We start from the raw sequence: 23,954 nt of genomic DNA, 5'->3' as shown, positions 1-23,954 counted from the left end.
GGTGGCCCCGACGAGCGTCGCGAACAAAAGTTCGCAACCCTCGTCGGGGAATCATTCCTGAATGTCACCCACAAATATTTTACTCACACGAACAGAGAGAGGCTCGTCGATGGAAGAGTTTTGGTCACCGGTATGGTTATCGATAAACGTATCGCTTCTTGCCGGTGTGATCGTCGCAATCCTTGGAACAGCGGCGGCGAGGTGGATGGCGCGCCGCCGGTTTCGTGGGAAGACGATCGTGGAGACGGTGTTTATGTTGCCGCTCGTGCTGCCGCCGTCGGTTGTCGGTTTTTTGCTTGTTGTGCTGTTTGGGCGGCATAGCCCGATCGGAAAGTTGATGGAAACGTGGTTTCATACACCGGTGCTGTTTACACCCGGCGCGGCGGTGATGGCGGCGGTTGTTGTGTCGTTTCCGCTCATGTACCAGGCGGCCAAAGCGGGTCTGGAAGCCGTTGATCCAACCGTTGAAGGAGCGGCGCGCATCGATGGGGCGAATGAGCGCCAAGTGTTTTGGCATATTTCGCTGCCGCTGGCCAGAAACGCCTTGTTGTCCGGGTCGGTGCTGTCGTTTGCCCGCAGCCTGGGGGAGTTTGGCGCGACGCTCATGTTTGCCGGGAATATTCCGGGAAAAACGCAAACGATCCCCACCGCTGTCTATATGGCGATGGAGTCGGGGCGGATGGAGTTGGCGTGGGCATGGGTGGCGGTCACGATTGGATTGTCATTTAGTTTATTGTCCTGTGCGGCGAAACTAGGCCGTTGGCAGCGATAAGGAGCAGGCCGTTGGAACATCACGCGGCCCATGAAAGGGAAAGGAGGGAGCGACATGGAAGAGCGCGACCGGGTGAAGATCACCGACCGCCTCGCCCGCCCGCTTCGCGATTTGCGGTTGTCGGTCATCGACCAATGCAATTTTCGCTGCGTCTATTGCATGCCTGCGGAAGTGTTCGGGCCGAATTTTCGCTTTTTGGCGGAAGACCAGCTGTTAACCGTTGACGAAATGGCGCTTTTAGTGGAATGTTTTGTCGAGCTTGGCGTTGAAAAAATCCGCCTGACCGGCGGCGAGCCGTTGCTTCGGCGCGACCTCGATGCGCTCATTGAGCGGCTGTCCGCGCTCCCTGGCCTGCGCGATATTGGATTGACGACCAACGGCGTTCATTTGGTGAAATGGGCGCAGCGGTTGAAAGAAGCCGGGTTGAAGCGCGTCAACGTCAGCTTGGATGCGTTGGATGATGACATTTTCCGCAACATGAACGGCATTGGCGTCGGCGCCGCCCCGGTGTTGAAAGGCATCGAAGCCGCCCTGGCGGCGGGGCTCGGCGTGAAAGTGAACATGGTCGTCAAAAAAGGGTGGAACGACTCGCAAATCGTGCCGATGGCGGCCTACTTTAAAGACTTGGGCATTCCGCTCCGCTTGATTGAATTTATGGATGTCGGCACAACGAACGGCTGGGATTATTCCCATGTCGTGACGAAAAAAGAGATGTATGAACAAATCAACTCCATGCACCCTCTTGAACCGGTTGAAAAAGCGTACTTCGGCGAAGTGGCGAGCCGCTATCGCTACGTCGGCACGGAGGTGGAAGTCGGCTTTATCGCCTCAGTGACGGAAACGTTTTGCCAAAGCTGCACGAGGGCGCGCATTTCCGCCGATGGCAAGCTGTACACGTGTTTGTTTGCTTCTGAGGGAGTGTCGTTGAAAGACAAACTGCGCGCCGGCGCGGGGAAAGAAGAGCTGAAGGCGCTGATCGCCGCCATTTGGAGCGAGCGGACAGACCGCTATTCGGAAGAACGGACGGTAGAGACGGCGAAACAGCGCCCGAAAATTGAAATGTCGTATATTGGGGGATAACAAAGAAACGGGGCTGCTCTTTTCGTCAAAGAAGCAGCCCTGCTTTTTATCGCTCGATGCGCCTGCCTTTACCTTAGAAATAGGGGAATGGATTCGTCTGCTTATGCCTTCACCGCCGCCAACACGCGCGGGAAGAGGATGTTGTTTTCCAAATGGATGTGGGTAAACAAATCGTCTTCGAGCGCCGCGAGTCGGTTGTAGACGAGCCGGTACGTGCCGCACGCATCTTCCGGCGGGGTGAAGTCGTTTGTGATGTCACGAATTTCTTTCATCAAATCGCCGGCTGCGTCATGTTCATTGACCAGTTCGCGAATGGCCCGCTCGACCGCCTCCTGGTTTTCCGGCGACGGGTTGTCGGCAAATTGCAAAATGAGCGGGAATGCGCCCGTTTCCTCTTTAATGAGATGTTGCTCGAGTTCTGTTTTTAACTCATGAAACCGTTTATGCACGTGGGAAAGATGCGGATGGTGCATACCGTGCACGCGCAATACTTTCGTGACATACGGACTGAGCTGCGGCAGTTCCTCGTTCAAATAGCGGTGGTGCGTGTTGATGATATGATCGACCAAATCGGCTAGCGGCGCTTCGCTCCAGTTTCCGGTCGGCTTGTTTTGTGCCTCCGCATAAAGGGTGTTCAGCTCGCGAAGGAGCGCTTCGCCATCGAGTCCGAGCTCTTCGATCGCTTCTTTTAACGGGCGCTGTCCGCCGCAGCAAAAATCAATGCGCCGCGCTTTAAACAAATCCGCTGCTTTCGGAAATTGAGTGACAATATCGCCGATCAACGATTGTTCGGTAAACCGCTGTTCCATTTCGGATCCCTCCATCACCAAATCGTTACAGCTTCAGCATACCTTGTTTTGGACGTCAACGTTGTGACACATCTCACACAAACGAAAAAAGTAGACAACAAGGAAATGTGATGAACATCACAACAGTGGCTCCCTTCTTTCCTGTACAATAAAATGGACGATATAAATTGTGAATGCGCTGCATAGAAGATGTGAACTGCCGAAAAAAGAGGGGGAGTCAGCATGTGGCTGCTGGCCAAGGCAAGCCGCTGGGAGGAAGAAAAAGATGATTTTGCAGCATATTGATGATGCCAGCGTCGTTGATGAAAAATTGGCCCAAACCATTAAGCAGCTGCAAGATTGGAAATCATTGTGATAAAACGATAAAATGGGCTTAGTGAAGTGAATGAGGGAAAGAAAGGGGAGAACACCGTTGGTCGAAAGACGAACCCCGATTCCTGTCGCGGAAGCCATCGCCCGGGTGATGCGTTACGCTGGGAGAGGAGAAGAGGAGACGGTGCCGCTTCGCCAGTCGTACGGCCGCTATTTGGCCGAAGATTTGCGCGCCGACCATGACGTGCCGCCGTTTGACCGCTCGCCGTATGACGGATTTGCCATTCGCGCCGCCGACTCGGAAGGAGCGGGACTTGACCATCCGGTCGAGTTTGAAGTCATTGAAACGATCGGCGCCGGACAAGTGGCGAAACAGCCCGTCGGTCCGTTTCAAGCGGTGCGCTTGATGACCGGAGCGCAAATTCCCCAAGGGTGCGATGCGGTCGTCATGTTGGAGCTCGCCAAACAGTACGAGCGGGATGGAAAAACGTATATGGCCATTAAACGCCCGTTCCGCCCTGGCGACAATATTTCGTTTCAAGGGGAAGACGCGAAAAAAGGGCAGCCGCTCATCGAAAAAGGGACGCGCATCAATCCCGGGGTGGCGGCGCTCTTGGCGACGTTCGGCTATGCGGAGGTGAAAGTGGCAAAACGGCCGCGCATCGGCATTTTTGCGACCGGCAGCGAACTGCTTGACGTCTCGGAACCGCTTGTGCCGGGAAAAATTCGCAACAGCAACGCCTACATGATCGAGGCGCAGGTGTTCAAAAGCGGCGCCGAGCCGATTTATTTTGGCCAGCTCGCCGACGACCTCGATGCGTGTTTTCACGCTGTGCGCCAGGCGCTCGATCAAGTGGACATGCTCATTACGACCGGCGGCGTCTCGGTCGGGGATTTCGATTATTTGCCCGCCATTTACAAGCGGCTCGGAGCGAACGTGTTGTTTAACAAAATCGCCATGCGCCCGGGGAGCGTGACGACCGTCGCCGAGATTGATGGCAAGCTGCTGTTCGGTCTATCCGGAAACCCGTCGGCGTGCTACGTCGGGTATGAGCTGTTCGTCCGCCCGGTCGTGCGCACGCGGCTGTTTTCGGCCAAGCCGTATTTGAAAAAAGCGAAAGCCACCCTTGGCGCCGAGTTTCCAAAGCCGAACCCGTTCACCCGCTTCGTGCGCAGCCGGGTCGAGGCGGTTGACGGTCGGCTTGTCGTGAAGCCGGTCGGCATGGACAAGTCGAACATCGTCACCTCGCTTGCCTTTGCGAACGCCTTGATGGTGCTGCCGGGCGGAACGAGAGGGTTTGCGGTTGGCGATGAGGTCGACGTGTGGCTTTTGGATGACGATGAGGGGTCAAGCGAATGAACGTCTGGCAAGTCGTCGGCTATAAACATAGCGGCAAGACGACGTTGATGGAAAAATGGGTGGCGGCCGCGGTCCGGGAAGGATGGCGCGTCGGGACGGTGAAGCATCACGGCCATGGCGGCGAGCCCGCGCGGCCGGAAGGTGTCGATTCCGTCCGCCATGAGCGGGCCGGGGCGGTGGCAACGGCGGTGGAAGGGGACGGGCTGTTGCAGCTACATCTCCGCCGTCCGCTATGGCGGTTGGATGATGTGTTGGCGCTTTATGCGCCGCTTCGGCTCGATCTCGTGTTGGTTGAAGGCTACAAACAAGATCGGTATCCAAAAGTCGTGCTTGTGCGCTCCGCGAAAGATTGGGCGTCGCTCCAGCACCTCGCCGACATCCGCGCCGTCATCGCCTGGGAGCCACTCGAAGGGCCGCTAGTGCATCCGGTGTTTTCGCTGGCCGATGATGATGAATATATTCCATGGCTCATGAACGAGGTGAGAACACGAACATGACCGAACCGTTGTTTGCCATTACCGACCGGCCGATTTCGGTCGAAGATGTGATGAAAAAAGTGATGCGTCCGGAAGCGGGGGCGGTCGCTGTCTTTGCCGGCACGGTGCGCGAATGGACGAACGGCAAGCGGACGCTCTTTTTGCAATATGAGGCGTACGTGTCGATGGCGGAGAAAATGCTCGCGCAAATCGGGGCGGAAATCGCCGAAAAATGGCCGGGGGCGAAAACGGCGATCACCCACCGGATCGGGCGGCTTAAGATCGGCGACATCGCTGTCGTCATCGCCGTTTCTTCGCCGCACCGCGCCGAAGCGTATGAGGCGAACCGCTACGCCATTGAGCGGATCAAACAAATCGTGCCGATTTGGAAAAAAGAGCAATGGGAGGACGGAAGCGCCTGGGTGGGCGACCAGCTTGAAACGACGGCGTATCCGTCCGGAAAGCCGGAGGTGAGTGAGGAATGATCCGCCTTTTATTTTTCGCGCATTTAGGCGAACAAATCGGTGAGCGGGAAGTGATGTGGCCGCACGTTCCGGAAACGGTGAAACAACTGAAAGACGAAGTGGAAGAGCGCTACGGCGTCTCGCTCGGGCGCGTCATGACTGCGGTCAATGAGGAGTACGCCCGCGACGAGTCGCCGCTTCATGCCGGCGACACGGTCGCCTTTATTCCACCGGTAAGCGGAGGATGAGACCAATGGCGAACAAAAGCAAATGGGTGATGCCAAAACAGCACGGCGCCTGGGCGATGCTCATCATCCCGTTTTGGCTCGGGGCGTACGCGGGCGGACTCTCGTGGATTCACGCGCCGCTCTTTGTCGCTTGGGTCGCGCTCTATTTGGCGACGTATCCGCTTTTGATGGCGGTGAAAACGAAGCGGAACGACCCGTACGTGCCCGCCGCCGCCCGCTATGGCGCCATCGCCGCACCGGCCTTGGCCGTTTCCCTTTGGCAGCAGCCGGCGCTTTTCTACTTCGGGCTCGCCATGATGCCGTTTTTCCTAGTAAACACCTACTACAGCAAGAAAAAGAATGAGCGCGCCTTTTGGAACGACGCGGCGGCCATCGCGGCGTTTTGCATCGGCGGCCTCGCCGCCTTTTACGCAGGACGCGGGGAATTGACGGTGGAGGCGTTCGAATTGGCCGCGTTTTCCTTCCTCTTTTTCATCGGCAGCACGTTTTACGTCAAGACGATGATTCGGGAAAAGAAAAATGAACGGTACAAATGGCTGTCATGGGGCTACCACGCTTTGTTGATCGTCGGCCTCATCGCCATCGGCGAGTCGTTCGCCGTTTTGGCCTACGCCCCGAGCGTCATTCGCGCCGTCTACTTATACGGCAAGTCGCTGCCGATCATGAAACTCGGCATGCTGGAAATCGCCAACGCGGCGTACTTTTTCATCGCGATGATCGTGCTCTACTCTTGAACGAACCCCAAACGGGAGGCATCCATGACCGTTTGGGGTTTTTCGTTTGGTTAGGCGGGATTGCTTTTTTATGGCACAAGCATGATGTGAAATGGGCGTGAATTCCTTGTAACGGTTTTGCAAAGGGTCGTTTCAAAAGCCTACCTCTTTCTTCTATACTCGTTCTCAAATAAAGAAAGAAGGGAAACCCGTGGTGCTAGTTGAGCTTTAGCGCTCAACTAGCACCACGGGTATAGTTTACTCTGTTTAAATTTCTAAAACAATGCAACTAACAGATAATAATTTATCCGTTTTAGTAAGTAAAACCATCTGTGGACACAGATGGTTTTACTTATTTTTTGTGATAGAATAGAGGAGTGTTTGAATGAATATTAACGCATATATCACGTTACTTGACACGGAACCTGTTAAGATTTTACTTAAAAGAGCAAGCGATGTGGTTTTGTACGTAAGCTAGTTTATTATGATTGTCAAGACAAATTTATAATTATGTAGAATAGATACATACGCTTAATTGTCAAACTGTACATTTTTGTTGACAATAAACACTTCAGTTTTGCTGAGAAGCTACTTTCTTTTTGACTAATTCAAAGAAGGATTTTAGCTTAGAAAATTCGTCGGGATTTCCCTGGGTTGTAAATGTTTCTGTCTCTTTATGAGAAACAATAATTGCAGGGATAGACTTCAATAAACCATAATTCATTTTCTTTTCTTCTATACGATTGATATCTGTATATTTAATGTCAACAAAAACGGGTATAGATTTTATTACTTCTCCGTAGAATAGTAATCTCGAATTAGTCGATACAAGAATTCCTTGAACTGGAACACCATAAGTGGAACCTATACCAGCTAGACCAGCAAGACTATTCTCGTATTTATAATGCGCAATAGCTGTGTGTTCAACTATCTCGTTTTCTGTTAGGTACTCTTGAATTGCTTGTAACCCTTGTTCTTTTGTGATCATCTTACTGATACCTCTCTCGTATTATTATTTATTCTACATAATATAATTATAGCATTAACTACTAATATACGTATCCAATTTTGGTATTATTTTTAAATATAATGTGTTAAAAAAATCATAAATGGGTCTTCACCATTTTCTGTGATTTCTACTCAATCCTAGAGACATGTTAGCTGGATGAAATAGGTTCATCAGTCAGGATCCTTCTTCCGCATAAAGACCACGAAGTTGGTAGAATGGAAACAGTCAAGTGCTTTCCTTGACGGGTTCCATTCTACCAACTATCATACCGATAGCGGAAGAAGAGAGCGCTTAGGCAGCCTGACTGCTTGTAGTGTTCCCTGTACACTCCAGAAATACACGCAAACGAAACCGTTCTATATAGATGCACCTTGAAAAGTTAACTTCTGGATTACACTGCACACCCTAGGCGTTGTAGCACTTCCTTCGGGCGTTCATGGATGTAGTCCACAAACCGGGCAATGGCTTGGGCGATATCGTTTTGATCTTTGTGAAACACATTGGCAATGACAGTGTCTTTCAGCCATTTCCACAAGCGTTCGATCGGGTTCAGTTGCGGAGAATACGGAAGAAGGTAAATGAAGTGAAAACTCCGTCCTTCTTCCCGCAAAAACTCTCTCACCATTTTGGCATGATGAATTCGGGCGTTATCCAGCACCAAGACGATGAGACGATCCGGGTAACGCTCTTTGAGAACCCGCAGGAAATCCAAAAACGTTGTCGCATTGGCCGCTCCTGCTTGATAAAGAACTGTTTCGCCATCATGGACGTTAACGGCGTCAAACAGCGATACGTGAGCATGATGGCCGAACGTTGGCACTTGCTTTTGACGGCCAACCTCTGACCATGTCGTACGCAACACATGATACGGTCGGATATGCGTTTCATCGATGTACAACAGGACGGAATCTGGATCGATTAAGTTTTTTTTATTAGATCCATTTGTTTTTCGAAGTGTTTTTGCCGATCCGGATCTCCTTTCGCCAACGTGTAAGTCGGCCGGGTCCACGAAAGCCCTTTTCGATGCAAGAGTTTTCGCAAGGCTTCGCGGGACATGGAGATGCCATAATGGTGGTGTACATAGGATTGAAGGATCTTCGTATTCCACGCCGAAGCGATGCCCCAGCCCAGCTCCGCGGGTGTCGTGGTCAACACAAGGTGTTTGATCTCTTCCTGCTGTTCTTCGGTGAGAAACGGCTCCCGCCCAGGGGCAAAATCCCGATGAAGCAGGAGTTCCAGGCCCCCTTCGTTAAACAGCGACACATAATGGGAAACGGTTTGGCGGCACACGTTGACCATGGAGGCCACGTCTTTGCCCAAATAGCCTTCCATGACCAGGCGGACGGCCATCACACGTTGGCGGAGATGAGCGTTTTTGATCTTCCGTTCCTGCTTGCGGAGTTTCCGGGGCGTCCATCCATGGTTGTCGGTGATGTTGAGACGTTTCATGCAGAATTCCGATCCTTTCCCATGCTTTTCCTTAGGAGCAGTATAACCAGAGTGGGCACCGCTTATGCGAAGGTTAACTTTTCAATGAGCATGTATATAGATGAAGCGATTGCTCGGTTGGATCGAGAAATCGAGGAACGAACGAGCCCTTTTCATGAAGCGCTGGAGCTCATCGATACGATCCCGGGAGTGGGGCGGCAAAGCGCGGAACAAATTGTAGCGGAAATCGGGACGGACATGAGCCGGTTCCCTACCGCCGCGCACTTGGCCTCATGGGCCGGAATGGCTCCCGGGAATCATGAGAGTGCAGGGAAACGGTTGTCAGGTCGAACGAGGAAAGGGAACAAGAAGCTAAGGTCGTGCCTCGTGGAATGCGCCCGTGCCGCCGCCCGAACGAAGAACACGTACCTATCGGCCAAGTATCATCGGATCGCCAAACGAAGAGGAGCAAATCGAGCGAGTGTCGCGGTCGGGAGAACGATTTTAGAAATGATCTATTACATCTTAACTCGAAAGGAACCGTATAGAGAGTTGGGAGCCGACTACTGGGATCGGCAGCGAGAAGCGAGCATCGTGCGTCAAACGGTGAAACGATTAGAGGGGTTAGGGTACGAAGTGAAACTAGAAAAAACGAGTGCATAGCACTTATTAACCATATATATACTGAAATACCTTCCTTTGGAATCCGATTCCGAAGGCTAGGTGGGCCCCGTTTTTTGTCTTAAATGGTGTTTTCAGGATAGATGCAATTTAAAGCTTTAACATTTTTCGTCTTTGCCGGTCATTGCATCCGACTGTCGAGTGACCGAACAACGCCGCTTAAAGACCCATGAATGGGTCTGTGAAGCGAGTCGTTGTTCGGTCTTCCGTCACGCTAAGGCGTGACGAAGGCAAGCGTGTGGCTTGCCTTCGACAGTCAAAAATGGATGAGCCACTTTTCCGTCAAGGATATGTTAAACGATTTCGTTGCATCTATATAGGACAAGGATATCTATTAGGAAGACCGTTGCCAGTCAGCGAGATCCGCTAAAAGAAGGGGCAAATTAGTGGTATGGAAATAGCAACATTGGAAAGTATACTTGATTGAACTTCTGAGTGTGAGTAAAATATTTGTGGGTGACATTCCGAAATGATCCCCGACGAGGGTTGCGAACTTTTGTTCACGACGCTCGTCGGGGCCACCAAGCGAAGCGCGGTAGAAAAAAGCAAATGTCATGCAAAAAGGACTCTCTCCCTGCTATGATGGTGATGACCAACATCCATAAAACAAGAGGGAGAGAGTCCATGAAACATCTTACCACAGAATGGCCTTTATTAAAAGAGCTGGAGGAACAATTAGTCAGAACTCTTCAAAAGGTGTTCGCTGTCTTGTTGGCGACCCTTTTGGAGGAGATTGATCAACAACTGGCGGAAGCGCGGGACAAGCGCCGGTATCAGCTGAAAGACAAACGGCCGACCACGATCCAAACGCTGTTTGGAGAAGTGACGTTCCGACGGAACTACTACTATGATCGGCAGGCGGGGGCGTATACCTTCTTGCTGGATGCCGAACTGGGCTTTGATGGAGCGCAGTCGATCAGCCCTTGCCTCGAGGAAACGGCGGTCGAGTTGGCCGTAGAGTGCTCTTCCTACCGCAAAGCGGCCCGTACGTTGGAGTCGATCGTGGGGTATGCGGTCCTAAGCCACGAGGCGATTCGCCAACTGGTGCTGGAGGCCCCTGTCTCGCTGCACCGCCCTGTTTCCCAACGGCACGGCCGGGTGCTGTTTGTGGAGGCGGATGGACTGTTTATTTCCCGCCAGGGGAAAGGGAAACGGGCGAAAGAAGAGAAAATCCTGGCGGTTCACGAGGGATGGAAACGAAACGGTTCGCAGCTCGAGCTCGTGAACCGGCGCCACTACCTCCATGAAGGGGCGGGAGACGTGTGGGAACGGTTTGAAGAGTGGCTGATGAACGAATATGCCTATGATCCGTGCCGGGACCTTTTGATCATCAACGGCGACGCGGCGTCGTGGATCACGGCCTGCCGGGAGTATTTTGGGAAGCGGGCGTGCTTTCAGCTGGATCGATTTCATGTGGCGCGGGAGCTGCGTCAGTGTCTGTCCGGCCATCCGCGTTGGCGGGAGGTGCGGAGGAAGCTGGCGAAACAAGACGAAGAAGGACTTTTGGTCGAGCTGAACAGCGCGGTCGGCACGTTGGAGGACGAAGCGAAAGAGAAGCAGATGGCTGCCATGATCCGCCGGATCGAGTCGATGCCGGGATGCATCCGGGACGATCGGGAGTGGCTGTCGGAGCAAGGGGTGGAGACGACCGGCATGCGTCCGATGGGCCACGCCGAGAGCGTGATGAGCCGGTTTGCGCATCGGGTGAAATCCCGCCGCAGCTGGAAAGACCAAGGGCTTCGGGCGTTTCTGAGGGCGATGGCAGCCCGAATCGACGGCATTTGGCGGAGAAATGGGCAGTTGGTGGAGGAAGAAGAGACCCGAACGGCAGCCTCGGCCTCGACGAAGTCCAAGCGGGTTGAACAGGCCAAACGGAAGGCAGGACGGTTGTGGGCAGATGTGGTGCGTCAGAATCTACCGTGTCTGCAGCGGTCATCCGGGACGCCGATCCATCAAGCGTTGTCGGCGCTTCGGGATTTTGGTTGGGTGTAAAAAAATGGAATACAATATCATCACTTCAAGATGAGGGATGAGAGTCCGAAAGCGCTTACGATATCAATTCCTGAAAATGGTTCTATAACTAGTGATTGACAACACCCGTAGTGAACAGAAAAAATGTTCTCCACAAAGTCTTGACTGACTCTCTCTCTGTTCCGTCTCCCTTTTACCATACGAAAACAAACAGTAGAATGCTGTGATGCTACTCACATTGTAACATAGAAAAAGGAAAAACCAATTTAGAAAAAAATTGTGACGCCTCGCACAAAAAAACAGTAACCGGTGATTTTTTTCACTCTCTCCCGCTGTGATGATTTTTACAATAGAAATAGCTGAATGAATGGAGGGGCTATCGATGGAAGCTGCAGTGAATGGATATTTTCCCCATTTACGTTCTTTGTTGCAATCGTCGAAAAAAGTGATTCCACTTCGCAAGCACTCCTTTTTGTTCCAAGAAGGGATGCCGGCCAATGAGCTGTACTTGATTCTTTCCGGCAAAGTGCAAGTGAGCAAAATTTGCCCGAACGGAAAAGAAATGTGCTTCCGCATTTGCGGAAGCGGGGAAATCGTCGGCGAGCTGACGCTGTTTACGAACGATGCACGCTACTTGTTGACGGCCAAGGTAATAGAGCCAGGCGAAGCGGCAGTCATAAACAAAGAGGAACTGGAACAGCAGCTGCTGATCAATCCGCCCCTTACCCTTGAATATATGCGCTGGATCAGCAAGCATGTCCGGCGGACGCAGACGAAGTTTCGCGATCTTATCATGCACGGCAAAAAAGGGGCGCTCTATTCAACACTCATTCGTTTATGCAACAGTTATGGCGTCCCGCTTGAAGATGGAAGTATCTTCATTGACGTAACGTTAAAAAACCAAGACTTGGCCAACTTTTGCGGCACAACGCGCGAAAGCGTCAACCGGATGCTCAATGCGTTAAAACAGGAAGGGATTATCTCGATGAAGCGGGGGAAAATTACGGTTCATGATTTAAACTATTTGAAAACGGAAATTCAATGCGAAGACTGTCCGGCGGATATTTGCTGCATTGATTGAACTAGACAAACTTAGCGGGCTGCCCTACAAGGGTTGCCAACTAGCCCTTTGCGGACAGCCCCGCTCTTTCACTAAATTTTTTTCGCCCGCATCCGGCGATAGACGACGTAATGCCGGTTTAAATACGTCAGCGGGACGCTCCATACATGCACGAGACGGGTGAACGGCCAAATGCCAAATAACAGCAAGGCAGAGAGAATATGAATTTGAAATCCAATCGGCGCATCGCTGACGAGCTGCGGCAGCGGCCGAAACGTTAAAATACCGCGAAACCAAGGGCCGATCGTATCCCGATAGTCAAACGTCCCACCGGTCGCTGTATATCCAACCGTATTTGTAAACCCTGTCAAAATGACTATCGTTAATAGCAGCAATACAACAAGATCGCTTTTGCTGCTATGGCGGAGAAGACGGCGAACGCTCAACCGCCGCCATAAAAGCAAGACTACCCCGATCACGGTCGCAATCCCGGCAGCGCCGCCAAACCAGACCGCCCCAAAATGGTACATCTCCTCTGTAATCCCGATTGATTCATAAAATGCCTTTGGAACTAAAATGCCGGCAACATGGCCAAGAAACACGAAGAGAATGCCCCAATGAAACAGAACGCTTCCCCAACGCAACCGCCGTTTCTCAAGAAACTCGCTTGACTTCGCCGACCAGCCAAACTGATCAGTATTGTAACGGTAAATATGGCCGGCAACAAATAATGTCAACATAATATACGGATAGATCACCCAAAGGAACTGGTCAAGCAACGTCATGTGGCCTCCTCCGCTCTCATTGGAATATCCGCCCCATTTGTTTCTTCCAGAAATGCGCCCATGCCTGCAAGACAGCCGTCCAAAACAAAGAAATACGGGTGGTTAACCTCCTGCAGCCTGTCCGCCAACCCCTTGATGGCTTTGTGGTGGGCGAGAAGGACGTTTTTTGCGTCGTTGGCCGGAGCGACAGCGGCAAACTCGAGCATAAGCGGCAAGTAATCTGGCAGCTCATCTCCTTCGAGTTCCAAACCAGCGCTCCGAAATGCCTCTTTTAGTTTTAACAACGCTTGGCCGCGCTCCTTTTGGTCGCCAAACAAGTAATACGTGAGATACATCGTCGTTCGATCGCTCAAATCAAAGGTTGTCACATAGAGCTCACACAGCTCGTCGATCGTTTTTGTTTTTGCGTAGTCGAGAAACTGTAAAAAGCGTTTGCGGACCGCATGGCTGGCGAGCTTAGAAATTTCATAAAACAGCTGCTCGTCTTCGAGCCATTCTCGTTCCGGATACTGCAACAAAATGGAAGCGAGTTTAAACAGTTTCTGATGTTCTTCCATCCTCATCCCCCCAATAAAATTGGTGAAAACTGTCTGCATCATATTGAGAGCAGCCAGAACAAGACTCCATAAACGCATAGCCGGCTGTCCCTTGACCGTAAAACGCATTGCCGGCCTTCTCCCGATGGGAAGACGGAATGACATACCGGTCGGAATATTTCGCGACAGCCGAGAGCTTATACATTTCCTTGACCGTATGTTCATCCATTCCCACTTTCTCGAGAATACTCCGGTCTGGTTCTTTTCCTAAGTTTACCGCCCTCATGTAGCTGCGCATAGCCACCATTTTTTTCAACACTGTGCGGATGACATTAGTGTCACCAGCGGCCAACAAATGAGCCAAATACTCAATCGGAATGCGCATTTGGTCAATCGCCGGAAAGACGACATGCGGGTTAATATCGTCCAGTCCGCCGTCAAACGCCCCCATGATCGGGCTTAACGGTGGAATGTACCAAACCATTGGCAGCGTGCGATATTCCGGGTGAAGTGGGAGCGCAATTTGCTGCTCAACAGCGAGTTTATAGACAGGCGAGCGCTGCGCCGCTTCGATCCAGTCGTCCGTATATCCGGCCGCACGCGCCGCCTCGATGACTTCCGGATCGTACGGATTTAAAAAGATGCGCAAATGGGCGTGGTACAGTTCTTTTTCATCTTGCACCGAGGCGGCTGCCTCCACTTGGTCCAAATCGTAAAACACAATGCCGATATAGCGCAGCCGGCCGACGCACGTTTCTGAACAAACCGTCGGCATCCCCGCTTCGATGCGCGGAAAACAAAACGTGCATTTCTCCGCTTTATGCGTTTTCCAGTTAAAATACACCTTCTTATACGGGCAGCCGGTCACGCAAAAACGCCAGCTCCGGCACGCGTCATGGTCGACGAGCACAATGCCGTCCTCATCCCGCTTATAAATCGCCCCTGACGGACAGGACGAGACGCAAGGCGGGTTTAAACAATGCTCGCAAATGCGCGGCAAATACATCATAAACGTTTGTTCGAATTCAAATTTCACCTTCTCTTCGATCCCTTTGATGTTCGGATCGCGCGTCCCTGTTTCGTAAACCCCGGCCAAATCGTCCTCCCAGTTCGGTCCCCATGTAATGTCCATATATTCGCCGGTCAGCTGCGATTTTGGCCGGGCGACAGGCTGATGCTCCCCTTCCGGACGGTTGATCAGCTGTTCATAGTCATATGTCCACGGCTCATAGTAGTCGTCGATCACTGTCATATCGGGGTTATAAAAAATGTTTAACAGTTTGTTCACCCGGCCGCCGGCGCGCAGCTCAAGCTTCCCGTCTTTAAGCACCCAGCCGCCTTTGTGCAAGTCTTGGTTTTCCCATTCTTTCGGGTAGCCAATGCCCGGTTTCGTTTCCACGTTGTTCCACCACATATACTCCGCCCCGGGACGATTCGTCCATGTGTTGTTGCATGTAATACTGCACGTATGGCAGCCAATGCACTTATCCAAGTTCATGACCATGCCGAACTGCGCTCTAACTCTCAAGCCAGTCCACCTCTCCTTTTTCTAGTTTACGGATCACGACTTGTTCATCGCGCTGGTTTCCTGTCGGCCCATAATAATTAAAGCCGTAGCTTAATTGCGCATAACCGCCGATCATTTGCGTCGGTTTGACATGGATGCGGGTCGGGCTGTTAAATGTGCCACCGCGCAGTTTGCTAATTGGCGAGCCGGGCACGTTAATATGGCGTTCCTGCACATGGTACATAAACGCGACCCCGCGCGGCAGGCGATGGCTGACGACCGCCCGGGCGACGACCACCCCGTTGCGGTTATACATTTCCATCCAGTCGTTGTCAGCGATGCCGGCTTCAGCAGCGTCATCTTTATTCAGCCATACGTGAGGACCGCCGCGAAACATTGTCAACATCGGGACGGTATCCCCATATGTGCTGTGGTACGACCATTTAAAGTGTGGCGTCAAGTAACGGAGGGTAAGTTCTTTGCCACCTACGTTCGGGCGCCGGTCATGGCCGTAAAAAGCGAGCTTCTGCAGCGGTGCTTTAAACGTCGGCAACTCTTCGCCAAACTCAAACATGAGCTCATGATCCAAATAAAAATGTTGCCTTCCGGTCAACGTCCGCCATGGAATGAGCCGCTCAACGTTCGTCGTAAACGGGGAGTAGCGACGGTTTCCGGTTTCGCTTCCGCTAAAGACAGGAGTGGTCAACACTTGCCGCGGTTGGGCAGTGATCGCCTGAAAGGTAATATGTTCCTCAGCCCGCTCAATGACTAAATCTTTTAACGGCTGCATCGTCTTTTTCTCCATTTCTCCCCATGCCTTGAGCGCTAAGGAACCGTTCGTTGTACTTGAAAGCGCCAAAATAGCTTCGGCAGCATCCCGGTCTGTCAACAAACTCGGGCAGTCTTTATACGGACCTTCCAGCGCCGAAGAGCCGAGCGTATCAAGCAGCCATTTGTATTCTTCCTTGGCATCCCAACTGAGCCCTTTCGCTCCAATTTGTTCACAGACGATTGGGCCAAGCGCCACAAACTTGTTGTACACTTCTTTATAGTCCCGCTCTACAATATGCAAGCGCGGAAAATTCACTCCCGGAACCGGCTCTGCCGCCCCATCCTTCCAATCGTTGACGACGCCAAACGGCTGCGCGATCTCATCGCGCGTATCATGCAACAGCGGGGTAGCGACAACATCTGACACCGGTTTGGAAAAATAGCGGGCAGCCAGCTCAGAAAATGTTTTGGCTAATCCTTTAAAAAAGTCCCAATCTGATTTTGCTTCCCACGGTGGGGCAATGGCGGGATTGAACGGATGGACAAACGGGTGCATATCCGTACTGCTGACATCATACTTCTCATACCATGTCGCCGCCGGAAGAACGATGTCCGAATACAGTCCGGTTCCGGCCATACGGAAATCGATATTGACCATTAAATCTAGTTTGCCTTCCGGTGCGCTCTCATCCCAAACGATCTCTCTCGTTTTCAAGTCATCGTTTTGTTCGCTGAGATTCGCATGATGGGTTCCGAGCAAATGTTTTAAAAAGTATTCGTGCCCTTTGGCTGAGCTGCCGATCAGGTTTGCGCGCCAGACAAACATCACGCGCGGAAAATTAATCGGATCGGACGGGTTTTCAATGGCAAATTTGATGTTTCCTTTTTTGATTTGCTGAACGACATACTGAACCGTTTCCTCGTTCGTCTTTGCGTTCGCCTGTTCCACTAGCGCAATGGTGTTGGCGTTAAACTGCGGATAAAATGGGAGCCAGCCTAGCCGGGCGGCCAAATAATTGTAATCGCCGCCATGTTGGTAGCGCGGCTTGTCAACGAGCGGGGAGACGTGTTCATCCATGCTTTGATCTTCATATTTCCACTGTTCGGTGACAAAATAGAAAAACGACGTCCCGTTTTGCAGCCGCGGCGGCCCTCCCCAGTCGCGGGCCATGGCAATCGTCTGCCAGCCCTCAAGCGGGCGCACTTTTTCTTGACCGACATAATGCGCCCATCCGCCCCCATTGACTCCTTGCGATCCGGTTAACAGGACAAGATTTAAAATTGCCCGGTAGATGGTATCGGAATGATACCAATGGTTAATGCCCGATCCCATGATGATCATGGAACGTCCTTTGGAATCAAGAGCGTTTTGAGCAAACTCACGGGCAATTTGCGCCGCCGTCTTTCGATCAATGCCAGTGATCGCCTCCTGCCATGCCGGCGTATATGGCTTCATGTCATCGTAGTCGGACGGATAATCACCAGGCAGCCCGCGGTTGACACCCATTTTGGCAAGCAACAAGTCAAATACCGTCGTGACGTACACCGTCTCTCCGTTTTGCTCGATCGCTTTGACCGGCACCCCTCGTTCGAGCACTGTTTTGTTTCCTGCTTCAAAGTGTGGAAACTGCACGATGACGGTATCGTCTTGCTGGCCAAGGAACGTTAAAGCCGGCTGAATTCCCATTCGTTTATTGTCTATATCGTTTAGTTGCAAATTCCAGTTCCCGTTGTTCTCCCAACGATGGCCAATCGTCCCATTAGGAACAGCAAACGTCTGTGATTGCTCATCCCAAACGATCGTTTTCCATTCCGCATACTGAAGTGGCATGCCAAGGTCGCACGCCCGCAAAAAGCGGCCGGCTACATAACGATCCCCTTGTTTATTCAGCATGACTAAAAACGGCAAATCGGTGTACTTTTTGACATAGTCAGTAAAATAATCAACGGATTGATTCACATAAAACTCTTTCAAAATCACATGAGTCATCGCCATCGCCAGCGCTCCGTCCATCCCCGGCTGCACCGGCAGCCAGTTGTCGGCAAACTTCACAAATTCGGCATAGTCAGGGCTAATAGCAACGACTTTTGTCCCCCGGTAGCGCCCCTCAACGTAAAAATGGGCATCCGGGGTGCGCGTTTGCGGCAAGTTCGATCCCCAGACAATCATGTAGCTCGAGTTAAACCAGTCTGAACTTTCCGGGACGTCCGTCTGTTCCCCCCATATTTGCGGGGAAGCCGGCGGCAAATCAGCATACCAGTCATAAAAGCTGAGCAGCGCCCCGCCAATTAAATTCAAAAAACGGGCTCCTGCCGCATAACTGACCATCGACATCGCCGGAATCGGCGAGAAGCCGAAAATGCGATCCGGCCCGTATTTTTGAATCGTATAAATAAGGGAAGCGGCGATCATCGTATAAACGTCATCCCATTTCGCCCGTACGAATCCTCCTTTTCCACGGGCGCGTTTGTACCGTTTCGCTTTTTCCGGGTCCTCGACAATCGACTTCCACGCAGCCACAGGGTCTCCTTCTTGTTGCAGCGCTTCTTTCCAAAGCCTCAACAGCGCCCCGCGCACATACGGATAGCGAACGCGAAGCGGGCTGTATGTATACCAGGAAAAACTCGCTCCCCTCGGACAGCCGCGCGGCTCATACTCCGGCATATCAGGGCCTGTTGTCGGGTAGTCGGTTTGCTGCGTTTCCCATGCAATAATGCCGTCTTTCACATGCACTTTCCAACTGCACGAGCCTGTGCAATTGACTCCATGGGTTGTACGAACCACTTTATCATGCTGCCAGCGGCGGCGGTATGTTTTCTCTGCGTCCCGTCCGTATGGCGACAACTCGGCGTGGCTAGCGATTTTTTCCGACCGGCCAAAGTATTTCAATTTGCGCAAAAGCGGAGCAGGTTTTTCGTTCATTCCGTTTTGCCACTCCTTTCTCTCCTTTCAATTAAAAAAGCAGCGCCTCTTCATCCGTGCTATGGATGCGGTTGATATGAAGCAGCGTGTGAAAGCGGGTCAACACCTCGCGGTCGATCTGTTCTGGAAGTCGCTTCCTAATTTCAGCAATCAACGTTCTCATCATGTCATGGTCGCGCTTGAGCTGAGCAATCACTTCGGACAGCTCCCCTCTCTCCTTTGCCTTCTCGCGGTAAAAGCCTTCTTCTTCTGCTTCCGCATGGGCGATGATCCGTGTTTCCCAGTGCTCGACAAGGGCATCCGCCACTTCAGCGGCATGCCCACAACGCCCATCGGCATACAATGTTTCCAACAACTCTGTCAGGCGCTTCGCTTCGACAAAGGCGCCATGATGAATAGAACGGTGCGCTTCCAATTTCCGTAGTGACGGCCCACTCATTTCATCATCTCACTTCCTTATTTGCACCGATTTCTCTCACTAAACTATATTTTCCAAACACCTAATCGATTATGCAAAAACGGAAAAAGATGTTCCTTATACTTTAATGTGACGATATTCACATACAGTGATCACATCCGTTGTTTAAAATGTAAGAAAATTAAAAAGGAAGTGGAAAAATGGTTGATCTTCCCATTTGACGAAAGAAGAGGCCATTGTCGTCACCGATGTCGGGCAACACCAAATATGGACAGCCCATCACTATACATTCACAAAACTGCGCACATTTTTAACGTCAGGCGGACTCGGAACGATGGGGTATGGCCTTCCGGCAGCCATTGGCGCTGCTGTCGCCTCGCCAGGCAAGACGGTGATTTACATCAGCGGGGATGGCAGCTTTCAAATGAATGTACAAGAGATAATGACCGCCGTCACCTACAAACTTCCAATTAAAATCGCCGTTTTGAATAATGGCTACTTAGGAATGGTGCGTCAATGGCAGGAACTGTTTTACCAAAAGCGTTATTCAGCAGTGAAGATTACATCCCCCCATTTTGCTAAGCTTGCCGAAGCATACGGAGCCATAGGATATGCGATCGATTCAGAAGAGGAAGCGGAAGATATCATAAAAAAAGCGTTAAAACATGATGGGCCAGTCTTGCTTGATTTCAGTATTGCCGAGGAAGAAAACGTCTATCCGAATCGTTCCCCCCTCCGGGCAAAGCAACAATCAAGCCGTTTTGACCCGTTGACTAATGCAAAAAGCGCCCGCCAACAAACAACCGCGGACGCTTTTTTGATGGAAAGTGATGTGCATCACTTCGTTTTCTCTCAATCTATCCTGAAAACACCATTTAAGACAAAAAACGGAGCCCACCTAGCCTTCGGAATCGGATTCCAAAGGAAGGTATTTCAGTATATATATGGTTAATAAGTGCTATGCACTCGTTTTTTCTAGTTTCACTTCGTACCCTAACCCCTCTAATCGTTTCACCGTTTGACGCACGATGCGCGCTTCTCGCTGCCGATCCCAGTAGTCGGCTCCCAACTCTCTATACGGTTCCTTTCGAGTTAAGATATAATAGATCATTTCTAAAATCGTTCTCCCGACCGCGACACTCGCTCGATTCGCTCCTCTTCGTTTGGCGATCCGATGATACTTGGCCGATAGGTACGTGTTCTTCGTTCGGGCGGCGGCACGGGCGCATTCCACGAGGCACGACCTCAGCTTCTTGTTCCCTTTCCTCGTTCGACCTGACAACCGTTTCCCTGCACTCTCATGATTCCCGGGAGCCATTCCGGCCCATGAGGCCAAGTGCGCGGCGGTAGGGAACCGGCTCATGTCCGTCCCGATTTCCGCTACAATTTGTTCCGCGCTTTGCCGCCCCACTCCCGGGATCGTATCGATGAGCTCCAGCGCTTCATGAAAAGGGCTCGTTCGTTCCTCGATTTCTCGATCCAACCGGGCAATCGCTTCATCTAAATACTCCACATGACGCCATTGCTCGGCCAGCATCATGCGTTGATGCGGCCCTATCACTCCTTTCAATGCGCGCCGGAGCTCTTCCGTTTTTTGTTTCAGCCGCCCTTTGGCGAGCTGGGCGCAACAGCGTTCATACAAGACGCGCATCGGTCTTCCTCCCTGCTTCGTTCTCAAAAACAGCTGGTGCAGTAGCCTTTGTTCAAGCATTCTATCCTGCGTGCCTCCCTCAAGGGAGCGACATTCCGTAGTGCACCATACTACTGGGGTCCGTCTATATATCGGACTTTTACGTACCATAGATACAACGACCTCATGACCCCAGCTGCAAGGAGACCATTCGACAGAAGGTTGTTTTCATCCTTCCGATGGTGACGAAATTTTTTTGTCATGGGAGTCTCTATAATTTAAGAAGTATAAGGCTTTGGGCGGCATCCATCCCGTTTGGGGGAACGGGATGGATTAATGTCCGCTTGTTTCTGAGCCGTCGTCTTCGCCGGTTTCGGTCACCTTCAGCATGGCGACGGCTCCTTTTTGTGCGTTATTGAACTGGTGCGTAACGATTGGATATGTTCTTGGACGGGTGACGGTAAATTCGACAACGGCACCGCCGCTCGCCGGAAGCATCACTGTCTGCATTCCTTGCAAATGGTTGCTCGGGTTGCCATCAAGATACACATCATCGAAGACCGTGCCGACAACGTGGAACGAGCTTACTTCGTTCGGACCGACGTTGTTGACATACAAGCGGATTTTTTCTCCTACTTTCGCGAGCAACGGTTTTTCTTTCAGCGTAAACGTGTCCCCGTTTGTGTTTGGATCACCAGGCCTCAGCGCTTTCGTCGAGAAAACGACGTAGCTTGGCACCCCGTTTTGGAAATCATTCATATCGTTATATTTGTACCACTCGTTTTGGATCAGCACATATTCGCGGTCGACCTTCCTTGTCGGTCGGATAGCCGTTTTTCGGCTTGACAATGATCACGCCGTGCATGCCGTTGGCGATATGCTGCAAGACTGGCTTCGTACCGCAATGGTACATAAACACACCTGGTTTATTTGCCGGATAGGTGAACGTTCCCGATTTGTTCGGCATCACATCAATAAAATCTTTTGACGGTGAAGCGTGAACGGCGTGAAAATCCATGCTGTGCGGGACGACCGGGTCCATATTTTTCAACGTAAAATGGATCGTATCCCCTTCATTGACAACGACGAGCGGTCCGGGAGCTTGACCGTTAAATGTCCATGCTTTGTAAATTTTCCCTTTGTCAATTTCAATGTCGGTGATTTGCGCCGTCATTTCAACGCGGACGTCATGCAGACCGACCCGCTCCATTTTTAACGGCACCGGTGCTTGGTTCAATCCTTTATGCGCCGCTAACATGTTCGCAGCAGACTGTTGCGTAGTTGCCGCTGTTCCGTTTTTATTTTCCGCCTTTGCCTCTCCTCCTCCCCCGTTGCTGCATGCGGCCAAACGCGATGCAACCAACGCAACTGACAACAACGTAGACACATTTCGTTTCACTGTTTTCCCCCCCTTCAGTTGATTTGATTTACACCTTCAGCGTACGCCATTTCTGCCTTTTCCTCTAGTGATTTGTATCACCAAGGAGCGGCCATGTTTGAAAAGTTCGTGAAATAATGAGCAATAAATATTCGCAATGTAGCAACCGTAACGAATGTAGCCCTATTCACTAACGGAGAACGACCTTCCTCTTTGCGGATCGCCATTTTCCATCCTTTCGTTGAGCTTGTACCTCCGCAAACCAAAAAGAGGCCAAAAGCATATGCTTTTGGCCTCTTTGGATCTGGAATCGGATTTTACGATGCGTATCGCTTCGTCGGTTCGCCGGCTTTTTTGCCAAATACGAGCCGGTTCAGCAAGAAGCAAATAAGGGCAAACAAGCTAAGGAGCAGAAAACCGAGCACGTACGAACCTGTTGCATCTTTCAGGATCCCCATGACAATCGGCGGAAAAAAGCCGCCAAGTCCGCCCCAGGCACCGACAAGGCCGGTGACGGCGCCCGTTTCGGCTGGGAACAGCTGCGGCACGAGTTTGAACACCGCACCGTTGCCCAGCCCAGACATCACGGCCATAAACAAACAAGCCGCTGTCATCACCCAAATATTTTCCATTCCAAACGCGATCACCAACGCGCCGATTGTCATTCCAGCGTAGACGAACGTCAACACCCTTTCAGCTCCGATTTTATCGCCAAGATAGCCGCCGACTGGCCGTGCGAGCGTAGCGAGTACAGTAAACCCAGCCGCGCGCATCCCAGCATCCACTGGCGTCAACCCATACAAGTCAACGAGCAGCGACGGCAAGTAAATGCCGAAAGCGACAAACGCCCCGAACGTAACAAAGTAAAAGAGCGACAACGTCCACGTATGTTTATATTTCAATACCGACAGCGATTCACGCACCGTTTTTTGTTGTTTCGGTTTCGGCATATCCGGTGTGAAAAACCAAACGAGAACGAGCATGACGACAACCGGAATGATCATCCCCCAAAAAGCCCAAGGCACACCAAACGCTGCGGCAATCGATGGAACGGAAAACGAAGCAACCGCCGTGCCGATGTTGCCCATCGCGTTAATCCCAAGCGCCGTCCCTTGCTTTTCCGGCGGAGTCAAGCGGGAAACGAACGTCACCGAAATGGCGAACGACGTTCCGGCCATGCCGATGAAAAACGCCCAAAACAGAAGCATCGCATACGAATCTGCAAACCCTGCGCCAACAAGCGGAATGACAAGAAACAAGAGCAGCAGCGAAAACAGCCTGCGCCCGCCGATCCGGTCCGTCCAAATGCCAAGCGGCACACGCATGATCGAGCCAAGCAGCACCGGAATGGCGACCAAAATGCTTTTTTGCGTCGATGTCAGACCGTACATTTGCTGAAACGTACTCGCAAGCGGCGAAAACACGGCCCACACGGCGAATGAAAACAACATGGCGAACGTCGTAATCGGCAGCAGCGCCTTTTGTTTATTCATGAAAAGCCCCTCCCAAACTTTCAAGGTATTGTCAAAAGTTTATCCTCCACACTCACGGTTTTCTCCTGAGTTTCAACCGTTGGAAGAAAAAAAGTTTGCCACCCCCGTTGTTTTCGGCCATCATTGAGGT

Annotated in this window: 19 protein-coding genes and 4 pseudogenes; 11 read left to right on the top strand and 12 right to left on the bottom strand. The window is 51.6% G+C overall.

Annotated elements, in window-relative coordinates; all coding sequences use genetic code 11:
- Window positions 1-109: 109 nt before the first annotated feature.
- Window positions 110-772, top strand: a complete 663-nt coding sequence (gene modB, locus QSJ10_RS03490; RefSeq protein WP_287136247.1) for a molybdate ABC transporter permease subunit — start codon at window positions 110-112, stop codon at window positions 770-772.
- A 54-nt stretch (window positions 773-826) separates the two neighbouring features.
- Window positions 827-1,852, top strand: a complete 1,026-nt coding sequence (gene moaA / locus QSJ10_RS03485; RefSeq protein WP_289493454.1) for a GTP 3',8-cyclase MoaA — start codon at window positions 827-829, stop codon at window positions 1,850-1,852.
- Between the two features lie 101 nt (window positions 1,853-1,953).
- Here the strand turns inward: moaA and ric are convergent, their stop codons facing one another.
- Entirely contained in the window at window positions 1,954-2,661 is a 708-nt protein-coding gene (gene ric, locus QSJ10_RS03480; RefSeq protein ID WP_287136227.1) for an iron-sulfur cluster repair di-iron protein, read from the bottom strand.
- 412 nt (window positions 2,662-3,073) lie between these two features.
- On the opposite strand from ric, the gene QSJ10_RS03475 reads away from it, so the two are divergent.
- Genes QSJ10_RS03475 through QSJ10_RS03455 form a run of 5 tightly spaced genes read left to right on the top strand, consistent with a single transcriptional unit; the run spans window position 3,074 to window position 6,255 of the window.
- Entirely contained in the window at window positions 3,074-4,333 is a 1,260-nt protein-coding gene (locus QSJ10_RS03475) for a molybdopterin molybdotransferase MoeA (protein WP_049625460.1), read from the top strand.
- The gene (gene mobB, locus QSJ10_RS03470) at window positions 4,330-4,830 is read left to right on the top strand and encodes a molybdopterin-guanine dinucleotide biosynthesis protein B (RefSeq protein WP_033013774.1); all 501 of its coding nucleotides are present in this window, start codon (window positions 4,330-4,332) and stop codon (window positions 4,828-4,830) included. The genes QSJ10_RS03475 and mobB overlap by 4 nt, the downstream gene beginning before the upstream one ends.
- A complete protein-coding gene (locus QSJ10_RS03465) occupies window positions 4,827-5,294 on the top strand; it encodes a molybdenum cofactor biosynthesis protein MoaE (protein ID WP_033013773.1) in 468 nt (155 codons plus the stop codon). The genes mobB and QSJ10_RS03465 overlap by 4 nt, the downstream gene beginning before the upstream one ends.
- Window positions 5,291-5,521 (top strand): molybdopterin converting factor subunit 1, encoded by a 231-nt coding sequence (gene moaD / locus QSJ10_RS03460; RefSeq protein ID WP_011230277.1) that lies wholly within the window; start codon window positions 5,291-5,293, stop codon window positions 5,519-5,521. Before QSJ10_RS03465 ends, moaD begins: the two co-directional genes overlap by 4 nt.
- Window positions 5,522-5,526: 5 nt before the next feature.
- A complete protein-coding gene (locus QSJ10_RS03455) occupies window positions 5,527-6,255 on the top strand; it encodes a YwiC-like family protein (RefSeq protein WP_033013772.1) in 729 nt (242 codons plus the stop codon).
- A 550-nt stretch (window positions 6,256-6,805) separates the two neighbouring features.
- Here QSJ10_RS03455 and QSJ10_RS03450 read toward each other — a convergent pair.
- From QSJ10_RS03450 to QSJ10_RS03440, 3 genes are all read right to left on the bottom strand, one after another.
- The gene (locus tag QSJ10_RS03450; RefSeq protein WP_033013771.1) at window positions 6,806-7,222 is read right to left on the bottom strand and encodes a GRAM domain-containing protein; all 417 of its coding nucleotides are present in this window, start codon (window positions 7,220-7,222) and stop codon (window positions 6,806-6,808) included.
- Window positions 7,223-7,634: 412 nt separating this feature from the next.
- Window positions 7,635-8,141: an IS630 family transposase gene (locus QSJ10_RS03445; protein ID WP_259463377.1), complete on the bottom strand. Its 507-nt coding sequence runs from the start codon at window positions 8,139-8,141 to the stop codon at window positions 7,635-7,637.
- A gap of 20 nt (window positions 8,142-8,161) precedes the next feature.
- Window positions 8,162-8,692: a helix-turn-helix domain-containing protein gene (locus tag QSJ10_RS03440; RefSeq protein WP_289493453.1), complete on the bottom strand. Its 531-nt coding sequence runs from the start codon at window positions 8,690-8,692 to the stop codon at window positions 8,162-8,164.
- A 93-nt stretch (window positions 8,693-8,785) separates the two neighbouring features.
- Between QSJ10_RS03440 and QSJ10_RS03435 the strand changes: the two are divergent.
- From QSJ10_RS03435 to QSJ10_RS03425, 3 genes and pseudogenes are all read left to right on the top strand, one after another.
- Window positions 8,786-9,334: pseudogene (locus tag QSJ10_RS03435) on the top strand (transposase); the annotation flags it as partial.
- 642 nt (window positions 9,335-9,976) lie between these two features.
- On the top strand, window positions 9,977-11,344 hold the full coding sequence (locus tag QSJ10_RS03430) for an ISLre2-like element ISGsp3 family transposase (RefSeq protein WP_353098802.1): 1,368 nt from the start codon (window positions 9,977-9,979) through the stop codon (window positions 11,342-11,344).
- A 361-nt stretch (window positions 11,345-11,705) separates the two neighbouring features.
- Window positions 11,706-12,404 carry a Crp/Fnr family transcriptional regulator gene (locus tag QSJ10_RS03425; RefSeq protein WP_289493452.1) on the top strand — a complete coding sequence of 233 codons (699 nt, stop codon included), beginning with the start codon at window positions 11,706-11,708 and terminating at the stop codon, window positions 12,402-12,404.
- Between the two features lie 71 nt (window positions 12,405-12,475).
- On the opposite strand, the gene narI is transcribed toward QSJ10_RS03425, so the two are convergent.
- The 5 genes from narI to QSJ10_RS03400 are packed head-to-tail and all read right to left on the bottom strand — an operon-like array spanning window position 12,476 to window position 19,344.
- Window positions 12,476-13,168 carry a respiratory nitrate reductase subunit gamma gene (gene narI / locus QSJ10_RS03420; protein ID WP_033014857.1) on the bottom strand — a complete coding sequence of 231 codons (693 nt, stop codon included), beginning with the start codon at window positions 13,166-13,168 and terminating at the stop codon, window positions 12,476-12,478.
- A complete protein-coding gene (gene narJ / locus QSJ10_RS03415; protein WP_033014856.1) occupies window positions 13,165-13,725 on the bottom strand; it encodes a nitrate reductase molybdenum cofactor assembly chaperone in 561 nt (186 codons plus the stop codon). Before narJ ends, narI begins: the two co-directional genes overlap by 4 nt.
- Window positions 13,700-15,232: a nitrate reductase subunit beta gene (gene narH / locus QSJ10_RS03410; RefSeq protein ID WP_080985704.1), complete on the bottom strand. Its 1,533-nt coding sequence runs from the start codon at window positions 15,230-15,232 to the stop codon at window positions 13,700-13,702. Before narH ends, narJ begins: the two co-directional genes overlap by 26 nt.
- A complete protein-coding gene (locus tag QSJ10_RS03405) occupies window positions 15,222-18,905 on the bottom strand; it encodes a nitrate reductase subunit alpha (protein ID WP_053532447.1) in 3,684 nt (1,227 codons plus the stop codon). The genes narH and QSJ10_RS03405 overlap by 11 nt, the downstream gene beginning before the upstream one ends.
- 31 nt (window positions 18,906-18,936) lie before the next feature.
- Entirely contained in the window at window positions 18,937-19,344 is a 408-nt protein-coding gene (locus tag QSJ10_RS03400) for a hemerythrin domain-containing protein (protein WP_033014853.1), read from the bottom strand.
- 190 nt (window positions 19,345-19,534) lie between these two features.
- Between QSJ10_RS03400 and QSJ10_RS03395 the strand changes: the two are divergent.
- Window positions 19,535-20,096 (top strand): annotated as a pseudogene (locus QSJ10_RS03395) (thiamine pyrophosphate-dependent enzyme); the annotation flags it as partial.
- 185 nt (window positions 20,097-20,281) lie between these two features.
- On the opposite strand, the pseudogene QSJ10_RS03390 reads toward QSJ10_RS03395, so the two are convergent.
- The 3 genes and pseudogenes from QSJ10_RS03390 to QSJ10_RS03380 all read right to left on the bottom strand — a co-directional run.
- Window positions 20,282-20,947: pseudogene (locus QSJ10_RS03390) on the bottom strand (transposase); the annotation flags it as partial.
- A 339-nt stretch (window positions 20,948-21,286) separates the two neighbouring features.
- Window positions 21,287-22,352: pseudogene (locus QSJ10_RS03385) on the bottom strand (multicopper oxidase domain-containing protein).
- Between the two features lie 296 nt (window positions 22,353-22,648).
- Window positions 22,649-23,824 (bottom strand): MFS transporter, encoded by a 1,176-nt coding sequence (locus QSJ10_RS03380; protein ID WP_033017448.1) that lies wholly within the window; start codon window positions 23,822-23,824, stop codon window positions 22,649-22,651.
- Between the last annotated feature and the right edge of the window lie 130 nt (window positions 23,825-23,954).

This window comes from Geobacillus stearothermophilus ATCC 12980 (assembly GCF_030369615.1).
Taxonomy (GTDB): Bacteria; Bacillota; Bacilli; order Bacillales; family Anoxybacillaceae; genus Geobacillus; species Geobacillus stearothermophilus.
The sequence above is the reverse complement of the archived record's forward strand: the minus strand, read 5'-3'. Positions and strand labels throughout refer to the sequence as shown.